The sequence below is a fragment of the Mucilaginibacter sp. UR6-11 genome, from assembly GCF_020880695.1.
In the GTDB taxonomy this organism is placed as follows: domain Bacteria; phylum Bacteroidota; class Bacteroidia; order Sphingobacteriales; family Sphingobacteriaceae; genus Mucilaginibacter.
The window spans coordinates 416318-433130 of sequence record NZ_JAJIWO010000003.1 but is presented as its reverse complement, the minus strand read 5'-3'; the positions used below and the strand labels follow the sequence as shown (position 1 = coordinate 433130).

Here is a 16813-nt window from a genome sequence, read left to right as displayed (position 1 = left end):
GTGCCCAATTTTATAAGAACCCTGTGAACTCACGTTCACGGGGTTTCTTTGTTTATAACCCAGGCCTGAACCAGGCAGAAATAATCATCTCAGCCACACCGGTAATGCCCCTTAAGCCGGTAGCAAAAACAAGCGTTTCCCGGGTATCAGCCTGTATGCCGGTAGTAAAAACGGCCCTTTTCCGGGTATCCCGCCCGATGCCGGTAGTAAAAATCGCCTCTTTTCGGGTATCGGGCCCTATGCCGGTGTGATGTCTTGAGTTAATTGGCTGATATTCATATGTTAACCCAATAGCATCCATAATCCTTGCTGACTTGTAAAGCAAAGCGGCATTCCGGCTGAATCCTAGCCACGTCCTAAAATAGAAGTTATTTAATAAGCAATCAGGTTCGGCAGCAGGTATCCATCTTATAGGTAAGACGGTTGATAGTATCTTATGCAACCATAATCTGATTAACAAGGGTTCTAAAGAAAAATATACAGAGTTATTGCAAGGAGCTGGTTATTTCAGTACGCCTTTATCCAAATCTTCATCATCATTATGAGCTATCTTTTTAACATATAACTCATCAACCAAAATAATTAGAATGGCCAGTAGCGGCACGGCCAGGATAATACCTAAAGCCCCGGAAACGGTACCCATTATCAGCTGGCTTATTAACGTTAATGCCGGCGGTAAATTGATCATCTTTTTCTGGATCATGGGCGTAACAATATTAGCCACTATAGTTTGCGAAACGATATAGATCACCGCTACCAATATAGCCATATTGGTACTTATGGTAAGCGCCAGCAGCACACCGGGGATCATGGCTATCAATGAGCCTATACTGGGTACCATTTCTAACAAGCCGGTTATTAGGGCTAATATTAAGGCTACTGGTACGCCTACTATTGTTAACGCCGTACCTATTAATATCGTAACAAACAACATGGAAAATAAGGTGCCCTTAAGCCAGCCTTTTAATGAAAGGCTGATGCGGTCCATAATATGTTTGCCCAGTTCTTTTTTATTATGGGGTACTAATACCAGTATACCGTCCTTATACAGCGATGGATTGGTGGTGAAAAATATCCCGAGGAATAAAATAATATACATATCGCCCAAAACTCCAAAAGTGGTGCTGAAAAATCCCTGCACCGTATTCAGCATTTTTTGTGAGTTAAAGCCTGATATACCCTGCAATACTTTTTGACCGGCGGAAGTTTGCGAAAGCTTGACCTGCGCATTTTTAATTGTATGGGGCAGTGTGTTGCTCAGCTCGGCAACCTGCTCCTGGATCTTAGTGCCCATAAACCAAAATAAAGCAACCAGTAATATTACCGTGCTTAGTATAGATATGATCATGGCGGGTTTGCGGTTCAGCTTGGTTCGTCGTTGTATCATGTCACCCAGGCCATGAAAATATACCGAGATAAGGGCCCCGGCCAAAACCATCAACAGGATATCAAAAGCAACCCTTATCACTAATATGGTTACTACCAGCAAAGCTACTATGCCTACAGTCTGCCATACTTTGCCGGCATATGTTAATTCTATTTTTTCTTCGGATTGCTTTTTGTTTGCTGCCATGTTTATAAATGTATAAACAATACTGGAAATTAGGTTAAATGTTTTAAATGTTTACCGCCTATACCCCGTGCAGCCGATGGATATTAATAAAGCTTATACAGTATCCAGTGATCCGTCTCGTAAGCTTTTTGTAAGGTGGCGTAATTGTTACCGGTTTGATAAATGACAGGGCTGTATTTGCTGTTTAATATGGTATAGCCGGACAATAAATTTTTTGTGTTAGCGATAAGGATATAGTTTACGTATTGCCCGGGTGTTTCAATGGCGCTCAAAAAATTTTCCTGGTAGGGTAGTGTAAGGTCTGCCACATTATTGGTGAAGGCTACAATGGGATAAGCTACGGCATCATCAATCAATATTTTTGAGCCGTCAGGTAAACCGTTCAGGTAGTTTGCCATGTCACGGTTCTCGTCCTGTTGCCCGTCAACCGTCCTGTTTTTTAACAAGGTGATGAAATTGCGCTCATCATCAATTAATGACGTATTTAAAAAGTAATAGCCGGTATACAGTTGCACTAATATAATTAGGCTCAAAACTGATTTAAACAGTATAGTCCTTTTAACTGGCTGCGCCTTTATTATAAAACAAAGCACTGCCAGTATCAGAAATATAAGGTAGTATGGGTACAGCAAAAAGGCCTTGTCATATTTGATATGCAAAAATTCTACAAATGCAAATGGGGTTAACAAGGTTAAAATTTGATAAGCATTGCGCCTGAAAAGAGTTATTGCAAATAATATCAGCGGGCAGAACATCACTATCCTGGCCGAGATCAGCAACGATATTTCAGGCGATTGAAAATCGGGGTTAAGCGCAATTTTTTCATAGGAGAGCCTTTCAGCCAAAACATTCCAGTTAGCGTATGGGCTATTTAAAAAGTAGTCGGCATCATTGGCATTTGTCAGGTTAAGCATTTTATAGCAGAAGATTGTTGCTATGGGCAGGAGGAATAAGATGACGTATAATGCAAAGGTTTTGTTAATGAGCTTTCGACGTAACGACGGACTGTTGAAGCTCAGGGTCATCCTGAAAATAGATTCTTTTTCGGCCAGATTTAATGACTGTAAGGCTATTGAAAATATCAGCGGGATAAAAAACAGCGTTAACCAGATAAACTTATAATCGCAGAATAACAACAATACTAAACATATACTGGCTATAGAGATATGAAAGGTTGTATTTGAGGTATAAAACTTAAATATGTTGAGAAAAAACAAATAGAAAAATATCAATACCATATATATTGATTTGCCCGAGCAGGCTGCATACAATATCCCCGGATGAAATAAAAACAAAATGATTAGTAGCAGCAGGTAAAAGTCATCCGCAGTTTTTTTGACCAGCGTGCCGGCCATCAGGTAAAAAAGCGTAGCCGTGCCCAGGGCCGAGGCAATCGCCGGCGCAAGTAACGAACTGATTATGGTAAACGGCAAAGTGGCAAAAAAGGGTAATGCCGGCGCTGTTAAGCCAATTACCTTTAATTTATAACCCCTGCCCTCAAATATTATCCTAACCTTTTCAATATAAAAAAGGGTTTCCTGGTTAAAGTAGCCTAAGTTATTGAGGTAAATGCCGCATACCAGGTAGTAGATAGCTATCAGCATTGTAATAATTACCAGCGTTTGGCCGCGTGATATATTTATTTTAAACTTTAAGCTCATTCGGCAGGCGCAGGTTGGTTATTAATTTTACTTAAGCCATGATCGGTTTTTTCCCAATAAAAAGGCTTAACAATTAGCTGGTACAGGGCCTTATAGGCAGCCCACGAGTGTAGCAACCAGTAAATGGGGTTTGCTATGGCAAATAGTATAAGCTCATAGTAACGGCGCTTAAATACCGCCATCATATTTACATAGATCATTAATATGTTACCCACCATCAGGTTAATGATAGACATGAAAAGCACCCAATCCGGAAAAATTGAGCGGATAGAGGTTAAATCAAATATCAGATAGCATAAAAATATACCCAGCAATAGCGGGTATACCAAAAAGGTAACGGGTGTTGCGCCAATAAAAAAGTTAAAGCCCAGGAACCCCTTCCAGCCTAATTTCTTCCAGAGTTTTACGGGGTTGCGCATATGTACCAGGTGGGTTTGCATATACCCTTTAATCCAGCGCGAACGCTGGCGCACCCAGTTAAACATTTCATTATTGGCTTCTTCGTAAGTGGTAGAGTTGATAATAGCTACCTTATAACCTTTTGCATAAGCACGCACACCCAGGTCGGCATCTTCCGTTACGTTAAACGGATCCCATCCGCCCAACTCCATTAAAAATTCAAATTTAAAGTGATTACTGGTTCCGCCCAGGGGGATGGGGATATCAAAAGTATCCAGCCCAGGTAACATATAATCAAACCAGTAGGAATACTCAAGCGTAAACATACGGGTAAGAAAATTTTCGCCGCGGTTAAAGTAATTTAACGCGCATTGGATACATACATAATTAACGGGCAACTTATTAAACAGCGTAACTACTTTTTTAAGCTGATCGGTATCGGGTATGTCCTCGGCATCATAAATGGTGAGGTATTGCCCCCGCGAAAAATGCAGGCCGTAGTTGCAGGCCTTCGGCTTTGTTTTAGGCATATGGAACGGTACCACAATAACCTCAAATACAGCCGGGAAATCCAGGTCCCTTACCGCAGTAAGCGTTTTGTCATCGTCTTCTTCAATCAATAATTTAATATCCAGCTTTTCGCGCGGGTAATCTAAACTTTGCAGGTTCCAGATCAGTTTTTTGATCAGCCTATCTTCTTTGTATACCGGCAGGTGTATGGTATAAACAGGCAGATCGTCATCAATAACCTGGCGAACCTCCTGGCGCGTTACGGCCTGGTGCAGTTCAAACCGCGAACCAACCAGCGCCAGGAATAACTTAAATACAATAGATACCAGGAAGAACGCACTTAATAATACGTTGATGATGATTGATGTGTTTACAAAGCTCAGCATCAGGCCGATAGCTACTGCTGTAATTATCCCAAAGGTAAAAACAAGCTGGGGTGTAGTAAAAGTAGTAAGCGCAGAGCTTTCCGGATCGCGGTTATGTAAGTCAAACACCGCCGATTTTACATATTTCTGCCCCAGCAGCACATGGCTAAGCCAGGTAATATCCAGATCTGAAGCCAGGATTATCTGCGGCTCCATATCATAAGTAAACTTTATATAGTCAATAAAAAGCTCGTCGCTGGGATTAGCCATCAGCGTAACTATCTTATTCTTCTCTACCCGTAAAGGCAGGGCCAAATGCGCGTCTGCAAACTTTAAATCGGTTTGGGCCAATATGTCAAGATCATAAGCTTCGTCACGGATCTGCTTAAATTCATAGCCCGCGTTAAGCAATGAGCGTTCATAATTTTTACGGCTCAGGTAACCAAAGTTCAGTAATATTTTAATGTATGACAGCCCCGACCGTCTTGAAAAATCGTCAATCTTATCCTGATCGGCTTCTGTTATAAAGCCGTCATGGATCAAAAGCTCGGGGATTGACATCTCCATTATTATAGATTAAATAAAATGTTAAACAGTTTAAAAAACTGAGGTAATAAGCCGGTTATGCGCCAAATTACTCACTAAAAATATCTGTTGATTTTTGAACCTTGGCACGTATGTACAGGAACGACAGCAGGATCAATGCCAGCATACCCAGCAAAATGTACAGGTTGTAGCTTTCCCAGAAACGGGTAAGCACGCTTTTGGTATCAATATACTCCAGGTTCTCGCTTGATTTGCTGATGTTAAATAAATACTTGTTCATGTTAACATCAGATATAGCTACGTTACTTGACAGGGTCGACAACTGCTCGGTAATGGATCTTGAGGCTGATGTAAAGGCATCGGCCAGGTTTTTACCGGTAGCAGTAAGTACCAATACCGCGTTGTTGCTTCGCCCGTAAAAGATCTGTGCCAAACCATTTGATACCGAGTCGGACAGGGAGTAAACTATCTTGTTGTTCTCGTTATTATACAAACGGAACTTATGGTTAAACTTGATGGGGGCATCCGGGAAATCATCCATCAGGGGGTCATCATGTGATAGTAACGCAATGATGTTGTTTTTCTTCAGCTCGTTTTTATCAATGCCGTCGGCGTATTCAAACTCTGGGAAGTTGTTTGCGTTGATGTTGTTGTTTAACTCGTAAATGATCTCGCCCATTGCTGCCGCGGCATAAGGCGCATATTTTTTACTTACCACAATGCGGGTTGTACCGGAGTTAAATGCTTCAGGGTACTGGTAAAAACTCAGGTCGCTGGTGATGAATGGGTTCTTTGATTCAAGGTATGATTTATCAACATCAACCTCGGCAAAGAAGCCGTTAAAACTGGTGTTACAGTTACCCCCGCTTGAATAAAATCTAAACTCGGTCTCCAGTGTGTTGTATTTATGGTGCTGGTAACGGTTAATAGTTACCGATGTATTCAGCTTGCCGGATGCATCCAGCTTTTCTGAGCTGATCAGCATGCCGTTAAGGTAGATGTTTAAGTAACCGCGGTCGCCCTGTGCAAGGCTGCTATAATTAGCTATAACACGTATCTCAACTTCTTTTGGGGTAAAGCTAAAGTCGGAGTTTTTAAAGTTGTAAACGCTTTTTAAATTACCAATGCCCGACATGAAGTTGGTAGTGCCGCCAATTTGCCTGAATGATAATTTTGAACGGTTTTCGTCAATGGTTTTAAAGAACTTATTCTCAGCATTGTCTATTAACAGGTAGTCGCCAAAAGTTGAATTAAGAATATTCATGTTACCCAGGGCGGTAATGGTTTTTTCGTAGCCGGCATCATCGCCGCCGCTTACAAACAATACTTCAGATGGAACAGCAGCTTCTGCCAATGATTTAACCGTAAGTAATTTACCCTTTACATTAATCAGCCTGGTTAGGGTATCAATACTTCTTACTACTGACTTGTTTAAATAAAATAAGCCTTCGTTTTTTTGCGGAACAACTTTAATCAATGCCCGCTCGTTGGCGGTAAGCTTGGACATATTGCCTACTACAATATAGTTTTTTATGCTGTCGGGTAATAGCCCTTCCTGGTAAACTGCGATATTTTTAACATCGGCTTTCTTTAACCTTGAGTATGACCAGGCTACCGCTTTCAGATCATGCAATGATGGGTTTTTAGGATAAACAATGGCTTTCATGGTTTCAAAACAATTGCCAATATTTACGTTGTTAAAGAAATTGGTTGTGCTTTTTACCAGCGAGAGGTATGAATAACTTTTTATCTTCATCCACATAGCCGGGTTATCCAGGTCCTTGCATTTCTCGTCGGTCACCGTACATAAGGTTTTAACCTGTATTTTCAGGAATTTATCAGACGACATATCCGCACGGCTTAAGTTAAGTGTAATCGTCATGACAGAGTCCTGCGAAAGCCGGCTGCTAAAAGCCGGTCTGTCATTGATGATAACGTTGATGTACGACAGATTTTTAATTAAAGCCTGCGATGGCTGTACAAACAAAACTACTTTACTTCCGTTCAGCTCAATGCTCGGATCTATTTTCAGATAATAAGCACTGCTGCCGCTCATGCCTACAATAGCATCGTCATTATGGCCCATGGCATGAAATGAGAGTATCCTTTGCGCAAAAGTTGAGGTGCTTAATAAAAAGAAAAAGGCCAGTGAGGTAAATAATTTGGTCATTGGTGCAGTATTAGTTGATTACGTAAAATTCTACTCTAAAGTAATTGCCATTGTCATCGCTGCGGTAAAACAGTTCGCCACCCATTTCCTGGGTAATTAGTTTGGCTATTGACAGGCCCAGGCCCAGGCGGCTCTCTTTGCTGGTATGGGCCTCATTTAATGTTTTTAGCTTGTTAAACATCATGTCAAGTTCATCCTGTCCAATCGCTATTCCCTCGTCAATAATTTCAAAAACAAATTTTTGACGTTGTAAACTGGTTACGATACGGATGTTGTTATTGGTTTGTGAGAATTTGATAGTGTTTGATAACAGATTCTGAAATATCTGGCCGGCAAAAACTTTATCCAGTTTAACATTTAACGGCAGTTTTAAAATGTCGTCAATCAAATGGATGTTTTTCATTTGGGCGGTTTCCATCAGCCCCCTGAATATGCGCCTCACTTCAATGTTAATATCAAATATTTCCATGTTGAAGTTCATCTCAGGCGATTCTATTTCTTTTACATCCATCAACTTGTTAAGGATGTATTGCATTTTTTCTGCTGATTCTGAAATATAGTCTGCAAATTCTTTCTGGTCGGCACTTAAACGATAATCTTCCTCTTTAATCATGTTATTACTCATGATGATGGAGCCGATAATATTTTTCAGATCGTGGCCGGCTATATTAATGAAACCGTTTTTTTGCTCATCCATTTTTCGCAGCCGCTCGTACTGCATGTCAATAATGGTGTTTTTTTCGATAATATCACGGTTTTGATTTTTCAGTTGCTCGTTTGATTTTTCGATAAGCAGCTGCGACCGTACTTCGCGCTCAATAACCTTATAGCGGGCATTTGGAATAAGGCATGAAATAGCCGTAACAATGAAAAAAAACTGCCCGCCGTTACTAACAAACAAATCAACGCTGTACTCGTTTAAGGCATTAAAAAATATAGTAAGCAATATCAACGCAATAAGCGATTGAATGACAGAATTTACCGGCTCCCAAAATACCTGGATATTGAAAAAAAGGATAATTGCCGAGTAAACCAGGAAGTAAACATTTAATTGCTGTATATTAACCACATTACACAATATGGCCGAGGTGCATGAAAGCGCAAAGAAAGTAAGGTGTAATAAGATACGGTAATTGTAATTTTTACTTTTAAAGACCGTGTATAAACTGTAGATTAAAATGTCTGTTATAAGGCGTACAATTAAAAACTGTACCCAAATACCAGGGTTATAAATAACATCGATAATAAACGTTAAAGGATATAAAAAAAGAATAGTCCAGATGATATTATTGGTCTGGTACCAGGCTTTTTTTAAAATTTCTTTTGAAAATTCGTCTTTAGTAATTTGAACAAACATTATAAGTTTTTAAATTATATAAAGATTAAAATTATTTAGTGAAATAAACTTATAATTAAATAAGTGAAAAAATTAGTTAAACCAGGTGCCATAACCTTAATAGTTTGCCGGGCATTGATGATCCTGTTTCTATTCGCGCAGGCTACATTAGCAAAAAACAATCCAATTACATCGCCGCCGCGTTCGCGGGCATTTAAGCGGGCCCAAAGTTTAGATAATGGCATAAGTATTTCGTGGCTTGACCAAACCTGGGCCAGGGATATATTGAATGATAATGCTGTTACCGCAACCGATTTTGAATTGATTAAAAGGCTGGGTTTTAAAAGCGTGAGGCTACCAGTGGCATTTGCGTTTTTCGAATCAAAAAATATACCGGCAGACAGCGCTTTTAAGCGTATTGATAAAGTAGTCGGGCTATGCCGCCTCTACCGCCTGAAGCTGATAATAGATTACCATTATGGCCAGTTAAATGACAGTAATTATCTGACAGAAACGCCTAAAATTATTAACTCATGGCTCACTGTCACCCGGAGATATATACATGAAAACCCCGATAATGTATTGTTTGAAATATATAATGAGCCCGCGCGCATTAACCCCAGGGTGTGGAAAGATGCGGCCTATAATATAGTTACAGCTATACGAAAAGTTGATAAAAAGCGGACGTTGATTGTGGGCGCGTCAAACTTTAACAGTATTTATGAATTAAGCCGCAGCGAGCCTTTGGCCGATGATAATATTATTTACACGGTGCATTTTTATGAACCTTTTTTATTTACACATCAGGGTGCCGCCTGGGTGGGCGACCAGGTAGCTACCACCGGGGTAACATTTCCTTATAATGCGGAAAGTTTTCCCATAATTAATCCAAAAGCAAAAGGCACCTGGGGCGAAACAAACTTTTACCAGTACCGTACCGACGGAAATGAGCAATCACTGGCTGACAAATTATCAATTGTTAAAAAATGGGCGGCTAAATATGATGTCCCGCTTATTTGCGGAGAATATGGAGCCTACAATAAATATGCTGATCTGGACAGCCGGTGCCGTTATATTAAAGCGATGCGCAGCACCCTGAAAAAATTAAATATACCCGGGATACTATGGGATTATAACAGCGCTTTTTCTGTTTTCACCGGCCCGCCATCTTTAAAAACCCTGCCCGATTGCATGAAAGATGCTATAGGTTATGACGACAAAAAAAAATGATGTTTTATTGAATGTTTAAATCATTACCTTTGTAAATTAATTGTTTACTATGATATTTTTTGAAGAAAAACGGAAAGAAGTGATGGCGCACATCGAGAAATTCATGCTCGAAAAGATGCAGGAATACTTGAAGCCCATTGACACGATCTGGCAGCCATCTGATTTTTTACCGGATTCTACGAAAGATAATTTTTTTAGTGAAGTTAAAGACATGCGCGACACCGCCAAAGGCTTATCGTACGACCTGATGGCTGTTTTAATTGGCGACACGATTACGGAAGAGGCCCTGCCTACTTATGAATCCTGGCTGACTATGGTTGAGGGCGTATCCAGAAACGAAGAAGGTGGCTGGATGAAGTGGACCAGGCAATGGACCGCCGAGGAAAACCGCCATGGTGATCTGCTTAACAAATACCTGTACTTATCCGGCCGGGTGGATATGCGTGCCATGGAAGTATCAACCCAATATTTAATTGCCGACGGATTTGATATCGGTACCGGTCATGACCCTTACCGTAATTTTATCTATACTTCTTTTCAGGAACTGGCAACCAACGTATCGCACCGCAGGGTTGCATCACAGGCAAAAAAAGACGGCGATAACCTGTTGTCAAAAATGTGCGGTGTTATCGCATCTGATGAGATGCGCCATGCCAAGGCCTACAAATATTTTATAGAAAAGATTTTTGAGGTAGACCCGAATGAGGCGATGCTGGCATTTGAAGATATGATGCGCAAAAAGATTGTGATGCCTGCTCATTTTTTACGCGAGGTTGGTTTAAAGATCGGTCAGACTTTTGGGCATTTTACGGATGCTGCACAACGATTAGGTATTTATACTGCGGTTGATTATGTGGATATATTAAAAGAACTAATTACCGATTGGCATATTGAAAGTATTGGTGACTTAAGCGAATCAGGCGAGAAGGCCCGTGATTACATAGTGGCATTACCAAACCGGTTGCTGCGCGTTGCCGAAAGAATGAAGAACCCAACGCTTGATTATAAATTTAGCTGGATAAAGGAGTAACCTTTACCCCTTTCCTTAAAAGGGAGAGGGGGTGTAATTTAGTGGCGGTTTAGTCAAAGTTATCCCTCTGTAACCAGATCAACCCCTCTGCTATCGTCTGTCAAATCTTCAAACAAACTGTTTAAGATAGACTCGATGGTAAGCGAGTTTACATCATCTACATAATGTTCATTACGGGTTATCCACAGCTCACCCCCTTTGATAACCAGGCTGAAAAGAACCCCGTCATAAAGCTCGGGTTGTGAGATCTCTACCGCATCGCCAACTTTCTCAATTTTAAAACTAATGTCTTCCTGCCTTTGTTCTTTAAACAAGGGGTTTAACTTTTGCTGCAAATGCGCCAGTAATTCATCCGGATTAATGTTGGTATGTAGGGTTATCACTTTCATATATAAATTACAATCGAATTGTATAATTGTTTAATTTCCCACTTTATCATTTCATAGCAAATGAAATGCAGCGGTTTTAAAATATCAATGTCATGAACTATAAATTATTGGGCCGATCAGGTCTTAAAGTATCAGAGTTATGCCTGGGCACCATGGGCTTTGGCACCGAGGCCGGCTGGGGAGCGGATGCGGCAACCAGCTTTGCAATTATGGATTCCTTTACCAATGCCGGCGGCAACTTTTTAGATACGGCCAATGTATACAAGCTAGGTACCAGCGAGAAGATAATAGGCGAATATATCAGCAACCACGATCGCGATTATTTTGTACTGGCTACCAAGTATTCCTTAAAAGATAACCTGACCAATCCCAATGCATCAGGTAATAACCGTAAAAACATGATGCGCAGTGTTGAGGAAAGCCTGCGCCGTTTAAAAACCGATTTTATTGACATGTTGTACCTGCATATATGGGATGATATTACGCCTATTGATGAAGTAATGCGCGGACTGGATGATCTGATCCGCCAGGGGAAAGTAAACTATGCCGCTATCAGCGACACGCCGGCGTGGGTTATAGCCAAAGGTAATACCCTGGCTGAATTAATGGGCTGGAGCCAGCTGATAGCCCTGCAGGTTGAATACAGCCTGATACAACGCACACCAGAGCGCGAACTAATACCGATGGCCAAACATTTTGGCATGACGGTTACACCCTGGGCGCCTTTGGGCGGCGGCGTGCTTAGCGGCAAATATTTGCGTGGCGAACAGGGCCGGATAAAACCCGAAAGCAGACGACTGGACGATCGCAGCGTTAATATCACTAAGGCCGTGGTAGCCATTGCCGGCGAATTGGGCGTATCAGCAAGTCATGTTGCGTTACAATGGGTAATGAGCCGGGGCTTTTCGTCAATCCCGATTGTAGGTGCAACCAAAGTTAACCAGCTGGAAGAAAATCTAAAAACTATTGAGGTTGTCCTGACTAAAGAGCATATACAAAAACTGGATGAAGTATCAGCAATAGACCTCGGTTTCCCCGGCGAGTTTTTTAAGGAGGATGGCGTTAAAATGAATTCTTTTGGTGGATTTTATGATAAAGTAGAGAAAAGAACCTAGCCATTATAAGCGCAGTGTGTTAATCGCGAATTTTGTGTGCGACCGGTTCGTTGTTGAACAATCAGGTGATGAAGAAAATTACTTCCTGGCCATGTTCTCTAAAGCATCAATAAACAACGGCGAATCATTCAAGCTCTCAACCAGTTGCACGTGCTCTCCACCCAGCGCACGGAATTCGGCGCCATATTCTTCGGTAACTTCGTAAACGGTTTCCAGGCAATCGGCAACAAAAGCGGGACAAAGTACCAGCAGACGCTTTTTGCCTTCGTGGGCAAGTTGCTCAATCACTTTACTGGTATAAGGCTGCACCCAGGGGTCATTACCCAGGCGGGATTGAAAACAAACCGTATAATTTTCTTTGGAGACGCCCATTTTTTCGGCAATAAGACGTGCCGTATCATATGATTGTGCCGAGTAACAAAACTTATTGGTATCATTTAAAGTGTCGCAGCAGCCATCAACCTGCAGGCAATAGGTATGGGTATGATCGCATTTTTTAATCTGCCGCTGCGGCAACCCATGGAAGCTAAACAATACATGATCATAGGTTTCGGGCTGATATTTTTGCGCATTGTTGGCGAAGGTTTGTATCATCAGTTCATCATCATGAAATGAATTGATGAACGAAATATTGGGGATGGTTTGCCAGGTTTTAACCAGCTCCATTACCTTTTCCTGTACTGAGCCGGTACTTGCTGATGCATATTGCGGGAACAACGGGATAACTTTGATATCGCTAACCAGGTTTGCCTTCAGGCGTTCTAAAGCCGACTCAATAGAAGGGCTTTGGTAGCGCATGGCCAGCTCAACCTGGTACTCATCGCCAAGGCGATCCTGCAAGGCTGCATGTTGTAATTTGCTGTAATGTAATAAAGGCGAGCCGGTTTCACTGCTCCATATCTGCTGGTATAATTTGGCTGATTTTGGCGCACGGAAAGGCACAATAATCCCCTGCACTAATAGGCTGCGCAGTACCGGGTTAATATCAATAACCCGCCCGTCCATTAAAAACTCGTTTAAGTATTTGCGTACATCCGCAGTGCTCGGGCTATCAGGGGTACCCAGGTTAACCAGTAAAATTCCTTTTTTAGACATCGGCGTAAAAATAGCAAAAAAGAGCTTAACCCCCTAAATGGTTAATTTTATTACCGGAAGATTAGATTGTGAAGCGGCGGCAGGTTAAAACTTCTCCAGTTCGGCTTTAACTTCTTCCATTAACCACATCGGTGTTGAAGTTGCGCCGGCAATGCCAACTTTATCGCCGGGGGCAAACATAGCTAACTGCAGCTCGCTGCTTGATGAGATGAAAAAAGTGTTAGGGTTATGCTTGCGGCAAACCTCATACAGCACCTTGCCGTTTGACGATTTTACACCGGATACAAATACAATTTTATCAAAGTTTTTTACAAATGCAGGCAGGTCCTTGTCTCGGTTTGATACCTGGCGGCAAATGGTATCATTAGCATTCAAATCATAACCACGCGCGGTAAGTTCTTCCTTAACCTGGTAAAACTTTTCCATGCTTTTGGTGGTCTGGCTGTAAAGGGTAATATTTTGCGGCAGTTCCACGCCATCCAGCTCGGCAATATCCTGGAAAACCAGGGCTTCGTTGTTGGTTTGCCCCTGCAGGCCGATAACCTCGGCATGTCCGTGCTTGCCAAATATTAATATTTTCTCTTTATGGTCGAAAGATGTTTTAATGCGGTTTTGTAATTTAAGCACAACCGGGCATGAGGCATCTATCAGTGTAATGTTATTAGCCAAAGCGGTGCGATAGGTATCAGGAGCTTCGCCATGCGCGCGGATCAATACTTTCTCATTGCGTAGTTCTTTCAACTGTTCATGGTCAATAATGCGCAACCCAAGGGCCTTTAAGCGCTCAACCTCTTCGTCATTATGTACAATGTCGCCCAGGCAATACAGGTAACCGTCTTCGTTCAGGATATCTTCGGCCATGTCAATGGCATAAATAACCCCGAAACAAAATCCCGAATCTTTATCTATCGTCACCTGTAATTGATATGCTCCCATCGCGTTACAAATTTACGGTTTTTTTGTCCGAATCACATACAAGTTTAATTTGTGGGGTTGGCCGTGATGATAAATGCTTTGATCTTTTTAAGCTTTAACTATTACTGCATCAGCGCAAAAAATATAAACTGGCTTGCCAATATAGCCGGTCCAACCATATTCTGTTTATTAAAACGGAATTTTTCAAACACAAAAAGTAACACCAGGCTTATAATAAACCAGCAGGCATAGTTTTGAATATGCGTGCTATTGTCCGCCCATTGCCAGTAGTTTAACCGCCCGGCCACGGGCTCTATTAGCAGATCAAGCATAACCAATAATAAGGCACCAGTTAAAACCCGTAGCCAGGCCGATTTTATTCGCAATTGCTTTAGCGATACCCCTGTCGAATAGATCAATAAAAACCAGTTTGCGCCCATTATTAACGGGACGCCATTAACAGCAAACCCCAATGTTTTTCCATAAGCATAGTTGCCAAAAAGTTGGCCCGTATGTACGCCGAGCCACTCGACAGTAAAACCTGTTATAAATACAAGCGCAAAAAAAAATATGAATTTAGTATCAAAACGATCATGGCTATAAAAAACCACCAGCGTCATCAACAGTAAATGAAACGGAACCAAATGGAGAAACAGCGGCCTGGCAACCGTAATGGAAAGCCCTATTAATCCTACCAAATGAAATATGGCGACTATCCTTACTGCATTGGCGTCACGTTTTTCTTTGCGGGTGGCTCTGAATGAATTTATATCTTGCGGCCTTTCCATATCATGGTTTTGGTAAGATGTCTTTGTACTGCTAAAAAGGCAACGAGGGTTAAGCTAAACATTTGCGCGGGGTGCAAAAGGATATTGTGCCACGCATTTTGACCGGCCGAAAGCGATACCATTATCCGGGTTAGAATGATCAGGCTCATCATAAATAGTATCAACTGCAGGTTAAGCGTCATTATCACTATCATAGGGCCGCCAATAATCAAGACAATATAGACCAAAAACCATAGTATGCTATAGTTAAATGCCGCCAGGAAATTTTTGCTAAACCCGTTTACCGCGTTAACATAGTTATTATACATGCGGCAATTTATCATACCGTTAGCCAGCAGGGCTTCGCCATTGCGGCCTGCGGCTTTAACCTGGCGCATTATTTCAACGTCTTCAACTATTTTGCCTTTTACCTGGCGGTGCCATTGGTGCTCGCGGTAAACCCCGGCGTCAAAAAGCATAAACTGGCCGCTGGCCGCAGCCACTGTATAATTTTTAACCAGGTAAATTAAACGTAGCGGTAACAGGTTAAGCAGTATATAATGCATTAAAGGCACTATCAGCTTTTCGCCCAGGGTAAGCATTTGTTGATTGGCAAACAGGCTTAGCAGGCTCAGCTTATTTACATACATGCGGTGGATGGCGCTATTTACCAGGCCCGCGCTTATTTTTTCATCAGCATCAACAAACAAAAAGAAATTACCCCGCGCCTGGGTGGCCAACTGGTGGCAGGCATAGTTTTTACCCAGCCAGCCGAGTGGCAGTTCTCCGCCCTTTATCACCCTGAATTGCGAATGCCCGGCAGCAAAGCCGGCGCAGATTTCATAAGTGGCGTCTGTAGATTCATCATCCAGTATCAGCACTTCATAGTTGGCATAGTCCTGCTGATGGATAGATTGCAGTAATGCCAGGATGTTTCCTTCTTCGTTACGCGCTGGTATCAGGATAGAAACAAGGTCGGTATAATGGCGGTTTACACGGCGCAGTTTAGGATCGGATATGAAATTAAACAATGTCACCGCAAACCGCAGGATAAGAAAGAAGAAGGTAACGGCAATGGCAATTATCACTATTTAATTATTTGAGTTTGCTGTTGGTGCGCATAGGTATAATGTTGCTGATAGGCCTGCTGCAGATCAGTAATGTTATCAAAACTATCCTGTTTAACCGATTTTAAATAAATGTAGGCACCTGGTTTTTTGTTTTCAAAATGCTCTATAAAAATAGTGGCAAATACTAACTGAAAACTGCCTGTTGCCTGTTTCATCACTTTTATTATGCCCTTTTCAAATTCAATATTGGTAGTAAAATTAGAATATAGTTTTCCCTGCGGAAAAATAACCACCAGGTTACTGGGGTCTTTGAGCAGTTGCGAAGTATAATTAAGCGACTCAATAATGTCTTTCGATTTTTTATTGATTGAAAAAGCTCCGACATATTTAAGTATCGGTATCCGTTTGGACGTTTGCTCTAATAACATGACATAAAACTTCTTTTTAAAAAGCTTAGATCTCACCAGGTATAACAAAAGTCCGTCCCAAAAACTACTGTGGTTAGCAATTAACAAAATGGATTTATGCTGATCAATTTCGATATCGTTAAAAATAACCCGGTTGAAATGGCGGGCGACAGTAAACCGTACATAAAGATGGAAGACGGTTTGTATAATGAAGTTTTTTTTGGGATAGATCATA

At 41.5% G+C, this 16813-nt stretch carries 15 protein-coding genes; 3 read left to right on the top strand and 12 right to left on the bottom strand.

What is annotated here, in order from left to right:
* Nucleotides 1–52: 52 nt before the first annotated feature.
* From LJ658_RS10845 to LJ658_RS10820, 6 genes are all read right to left on the bottom strand, one after another.
* Nucleotides 53–301 carry a hypothetical protein gene (locus tag LJ658_RS10845; RefSeq protein ID WP_230546525.1) on the bottom strand — a complete coding sequence of 83 codons (249 nt, stop codon included), beginning with the start codon at nucleotides 299–301 and terminating at the stop codon, nucleotides 53–55.
* A gap of 201 nt (nucleotides 302–502) precedes the next feature.
* Nucleotides 503–1573, bottom strand: coding sequence for an AI-2E family transporter (locus LJ658_RS10840; RefSeq protein WP_230546524.1), 1071 nt, complete (start codon nucleotides 1571–1573; stop codon nucleotides 503–505).
* A gap of 83 nt (nucleotides 1574–1656) precedes the next feature.
* Complete coding sequence (locus LJ658_RS10835) at nucleotides 1657–3234, bottom strand: hypothetical protein (RefSeq protein WP_230546523.1); 1578 nt, start codon at nucleotides 3232–3234, stop codon at nucleotides 1657–1659.
* On the bottom strand, nucleotides 3231–5075 hold the full coding sequence (locus LJ658_RS10830; RefSeq protein WP_230546522.1) for a glycosyltransferase family 2 protein: 1845 nt from the start codon (nucleotides 5073–5075) through the stop codon (nucleotides 3231–3233). Before LJ658_RS10830 ends, LJ658_RS10835 begins: the two co-directional genes overlap by 4 nt.
* A 67-nt stretch (nucleotides 5076–5142) precedes the next feature.
* Nucleotides 5143–7224 carry a cellulose biosynthesis cyclic di-GMP-binding regulatory protein BcsB gene (locus tag LJ658_RS10825; protein WP_230546521.1) on the bottom strand — a complete coding sequence of 694 codons (2082 nt, stop codon included), beginning with the start codon at nucleotides 7222–7224 and terminating at the stop codon, nucleotides 5143–5145.
* Nucleotides 7225–7234: 10 nt separating this feature from the next.
* Nucleotides 7235–8581, bottom strand: a complete 1347-nt coding sequence (locus LJ658_RS10820) for a sensor histidine kinase KdpD (protein ID WP_230546520.1) — start codon at nucleotides 8579–8581, stop codon at nucleotides 7235–7237.
* Between the two features lie 63 nt (nucleotides 8582–8644).
* Between LJ658_RS10820 and LJ658_RS10815 the strand changes: the two genes are divergently transcribed.
* Together LJ658_RS10815 and LJ658_RS10810 are read left to right on the top strand one after the other, a co-directional pair.
* Nucleotides 8645–9790 (top strand): glycoside hydrolase family 5 protein, encoded by a 1146-nt coding sequence (locus LJ658_RS10815; RefSeq protein WP_230546519.1) that lies wholly within the window; start codon nucleotides 8645–8647, stop codon nucleotides 9788–9790.
* Nucleotides 9791–9839: 49 nt separating this feature from the next.
* Nucleotides 9840–10820: an acyl-ACP desaturase gene (locus LJ658_RS10810; protein WP_230546518.1), complete on the top strand. Its 981-nt coding sequence runs from the start codon at nucleotides 9840–9842 to the stop codon at nucleotides 10818–10820.
* A gap of 59 nt (nucleotides 10821–10879) precedes the next feature.
* Here the strand turns inward: LJ658_RS10810 and LJ658_RS10805 are convergent, their stop codons facing one another.
* Nucleotides 10880–11209 (bottom strand): hypothetical protein, encoded by a 330-nt coding sequence (locus tag LJ658_RS10805; protein WP_230546517.1) that lies wholly within the window; start codon nucleotides 11207–11209, stop codon nucleotides 10880–10882.
* A gap of 92 nt (nucleotides 11210–11301) precedes the next feature.
* Here LJ658_RS10805 and LJ658_RS10800 point away from each other — a divergent pair, with 92 nt between their 5' ends.
* Complete coding sequence (locus LJ658_RS10800; protein WP_230546516.1) at nucleotides 11302–12324, top strand: aldo/keto reductase; 1023 nt, start codon at nucleotides 11302–11304, stop codon at nucleotides 12322–12324.
* A gap of 78 nt (nucleotides 12325–12402) precedes the next feature.
* Here LJ658_RS10800 and hemH read toward each other — a convergent pair whose 3' ends face one another.
* The 5 genes from hemH to LJ658_RS10775 all read right to left on the bottom strand — a co-directional run bounded on the left by hemH (nucleotide 12403) and on the right by LJ658_RS10775 (nucleotide 16812).
* Nucleotides 12403–13419, bottom strand: a complete 1017-nt coding sequence (gene hemH, locus LJ658_RS10795) for a ferrochelatase (RefSeq protein ID WP_230546515.1) — start codon at nucleotides 13417–13419, stop codon at nucleotides 12403–12405.
* Between the two features lie 84 nt (nucleotides 13420–13503).
* Nucleotides 13504–14355: a 4-hydroxy-3-methylbut-2-enyl diphosphate reductase gene (locus LJ658_RS10790; RefSeq protein ID WP_230546514.1), complete on the bottom strand. Its 852-nt coding sequence runs from the start codon at nucleotides 14353–14355 to the stop codon at nucleotides 13504–13506.
* A 101-nt stretch (nucleotides 14356–14456) separates the two neighbouring features.
* The gene (locus LJ658_RS10785) at nucleotides 14457–15122 is read right to left on the bottom strand and encodes a carotenoid biosynthesis protein (RefSeq protein WP_230546513.1); all 666 of its coding nucleotides are present in this window, start codon (nucleotides 15120–15122) and stop codon (nucleotides 14457–14459) included.
* Nucleotides 15101–16189, bottom strand: a complete 1089-nt coding sequence (locus LJ658_RS10780) for a glycosyltransferase (RefSeq protein ID WP_230546512.1) — start codon at nucleotides 16187–16189, stop codon at nucleotides 15101–15103. Before LJ658_RS10780 ends, LJ658_RS10785 begins: the two co-directional genes overlap by 22 nt.
* Nucleotides 16189–16812 (bottom strand): 1-acyl-sn-glycerol-3-phosphate acyltransferase, encoded by a 624-nt coding sequence (locus LJ658_RS10775; RefSeq protein WP_230546511.1) that lies wholly within the window; start codon nucleotides 16810–16812, stop codon nucleotides 16189–16191. Before LJ658_RS10775 ends, LJ658_RS10780 begins: the two co-directional genes overlap by 1 nt.
* Nucleotide 16813 lies beyond the last annotated feature (1 nt).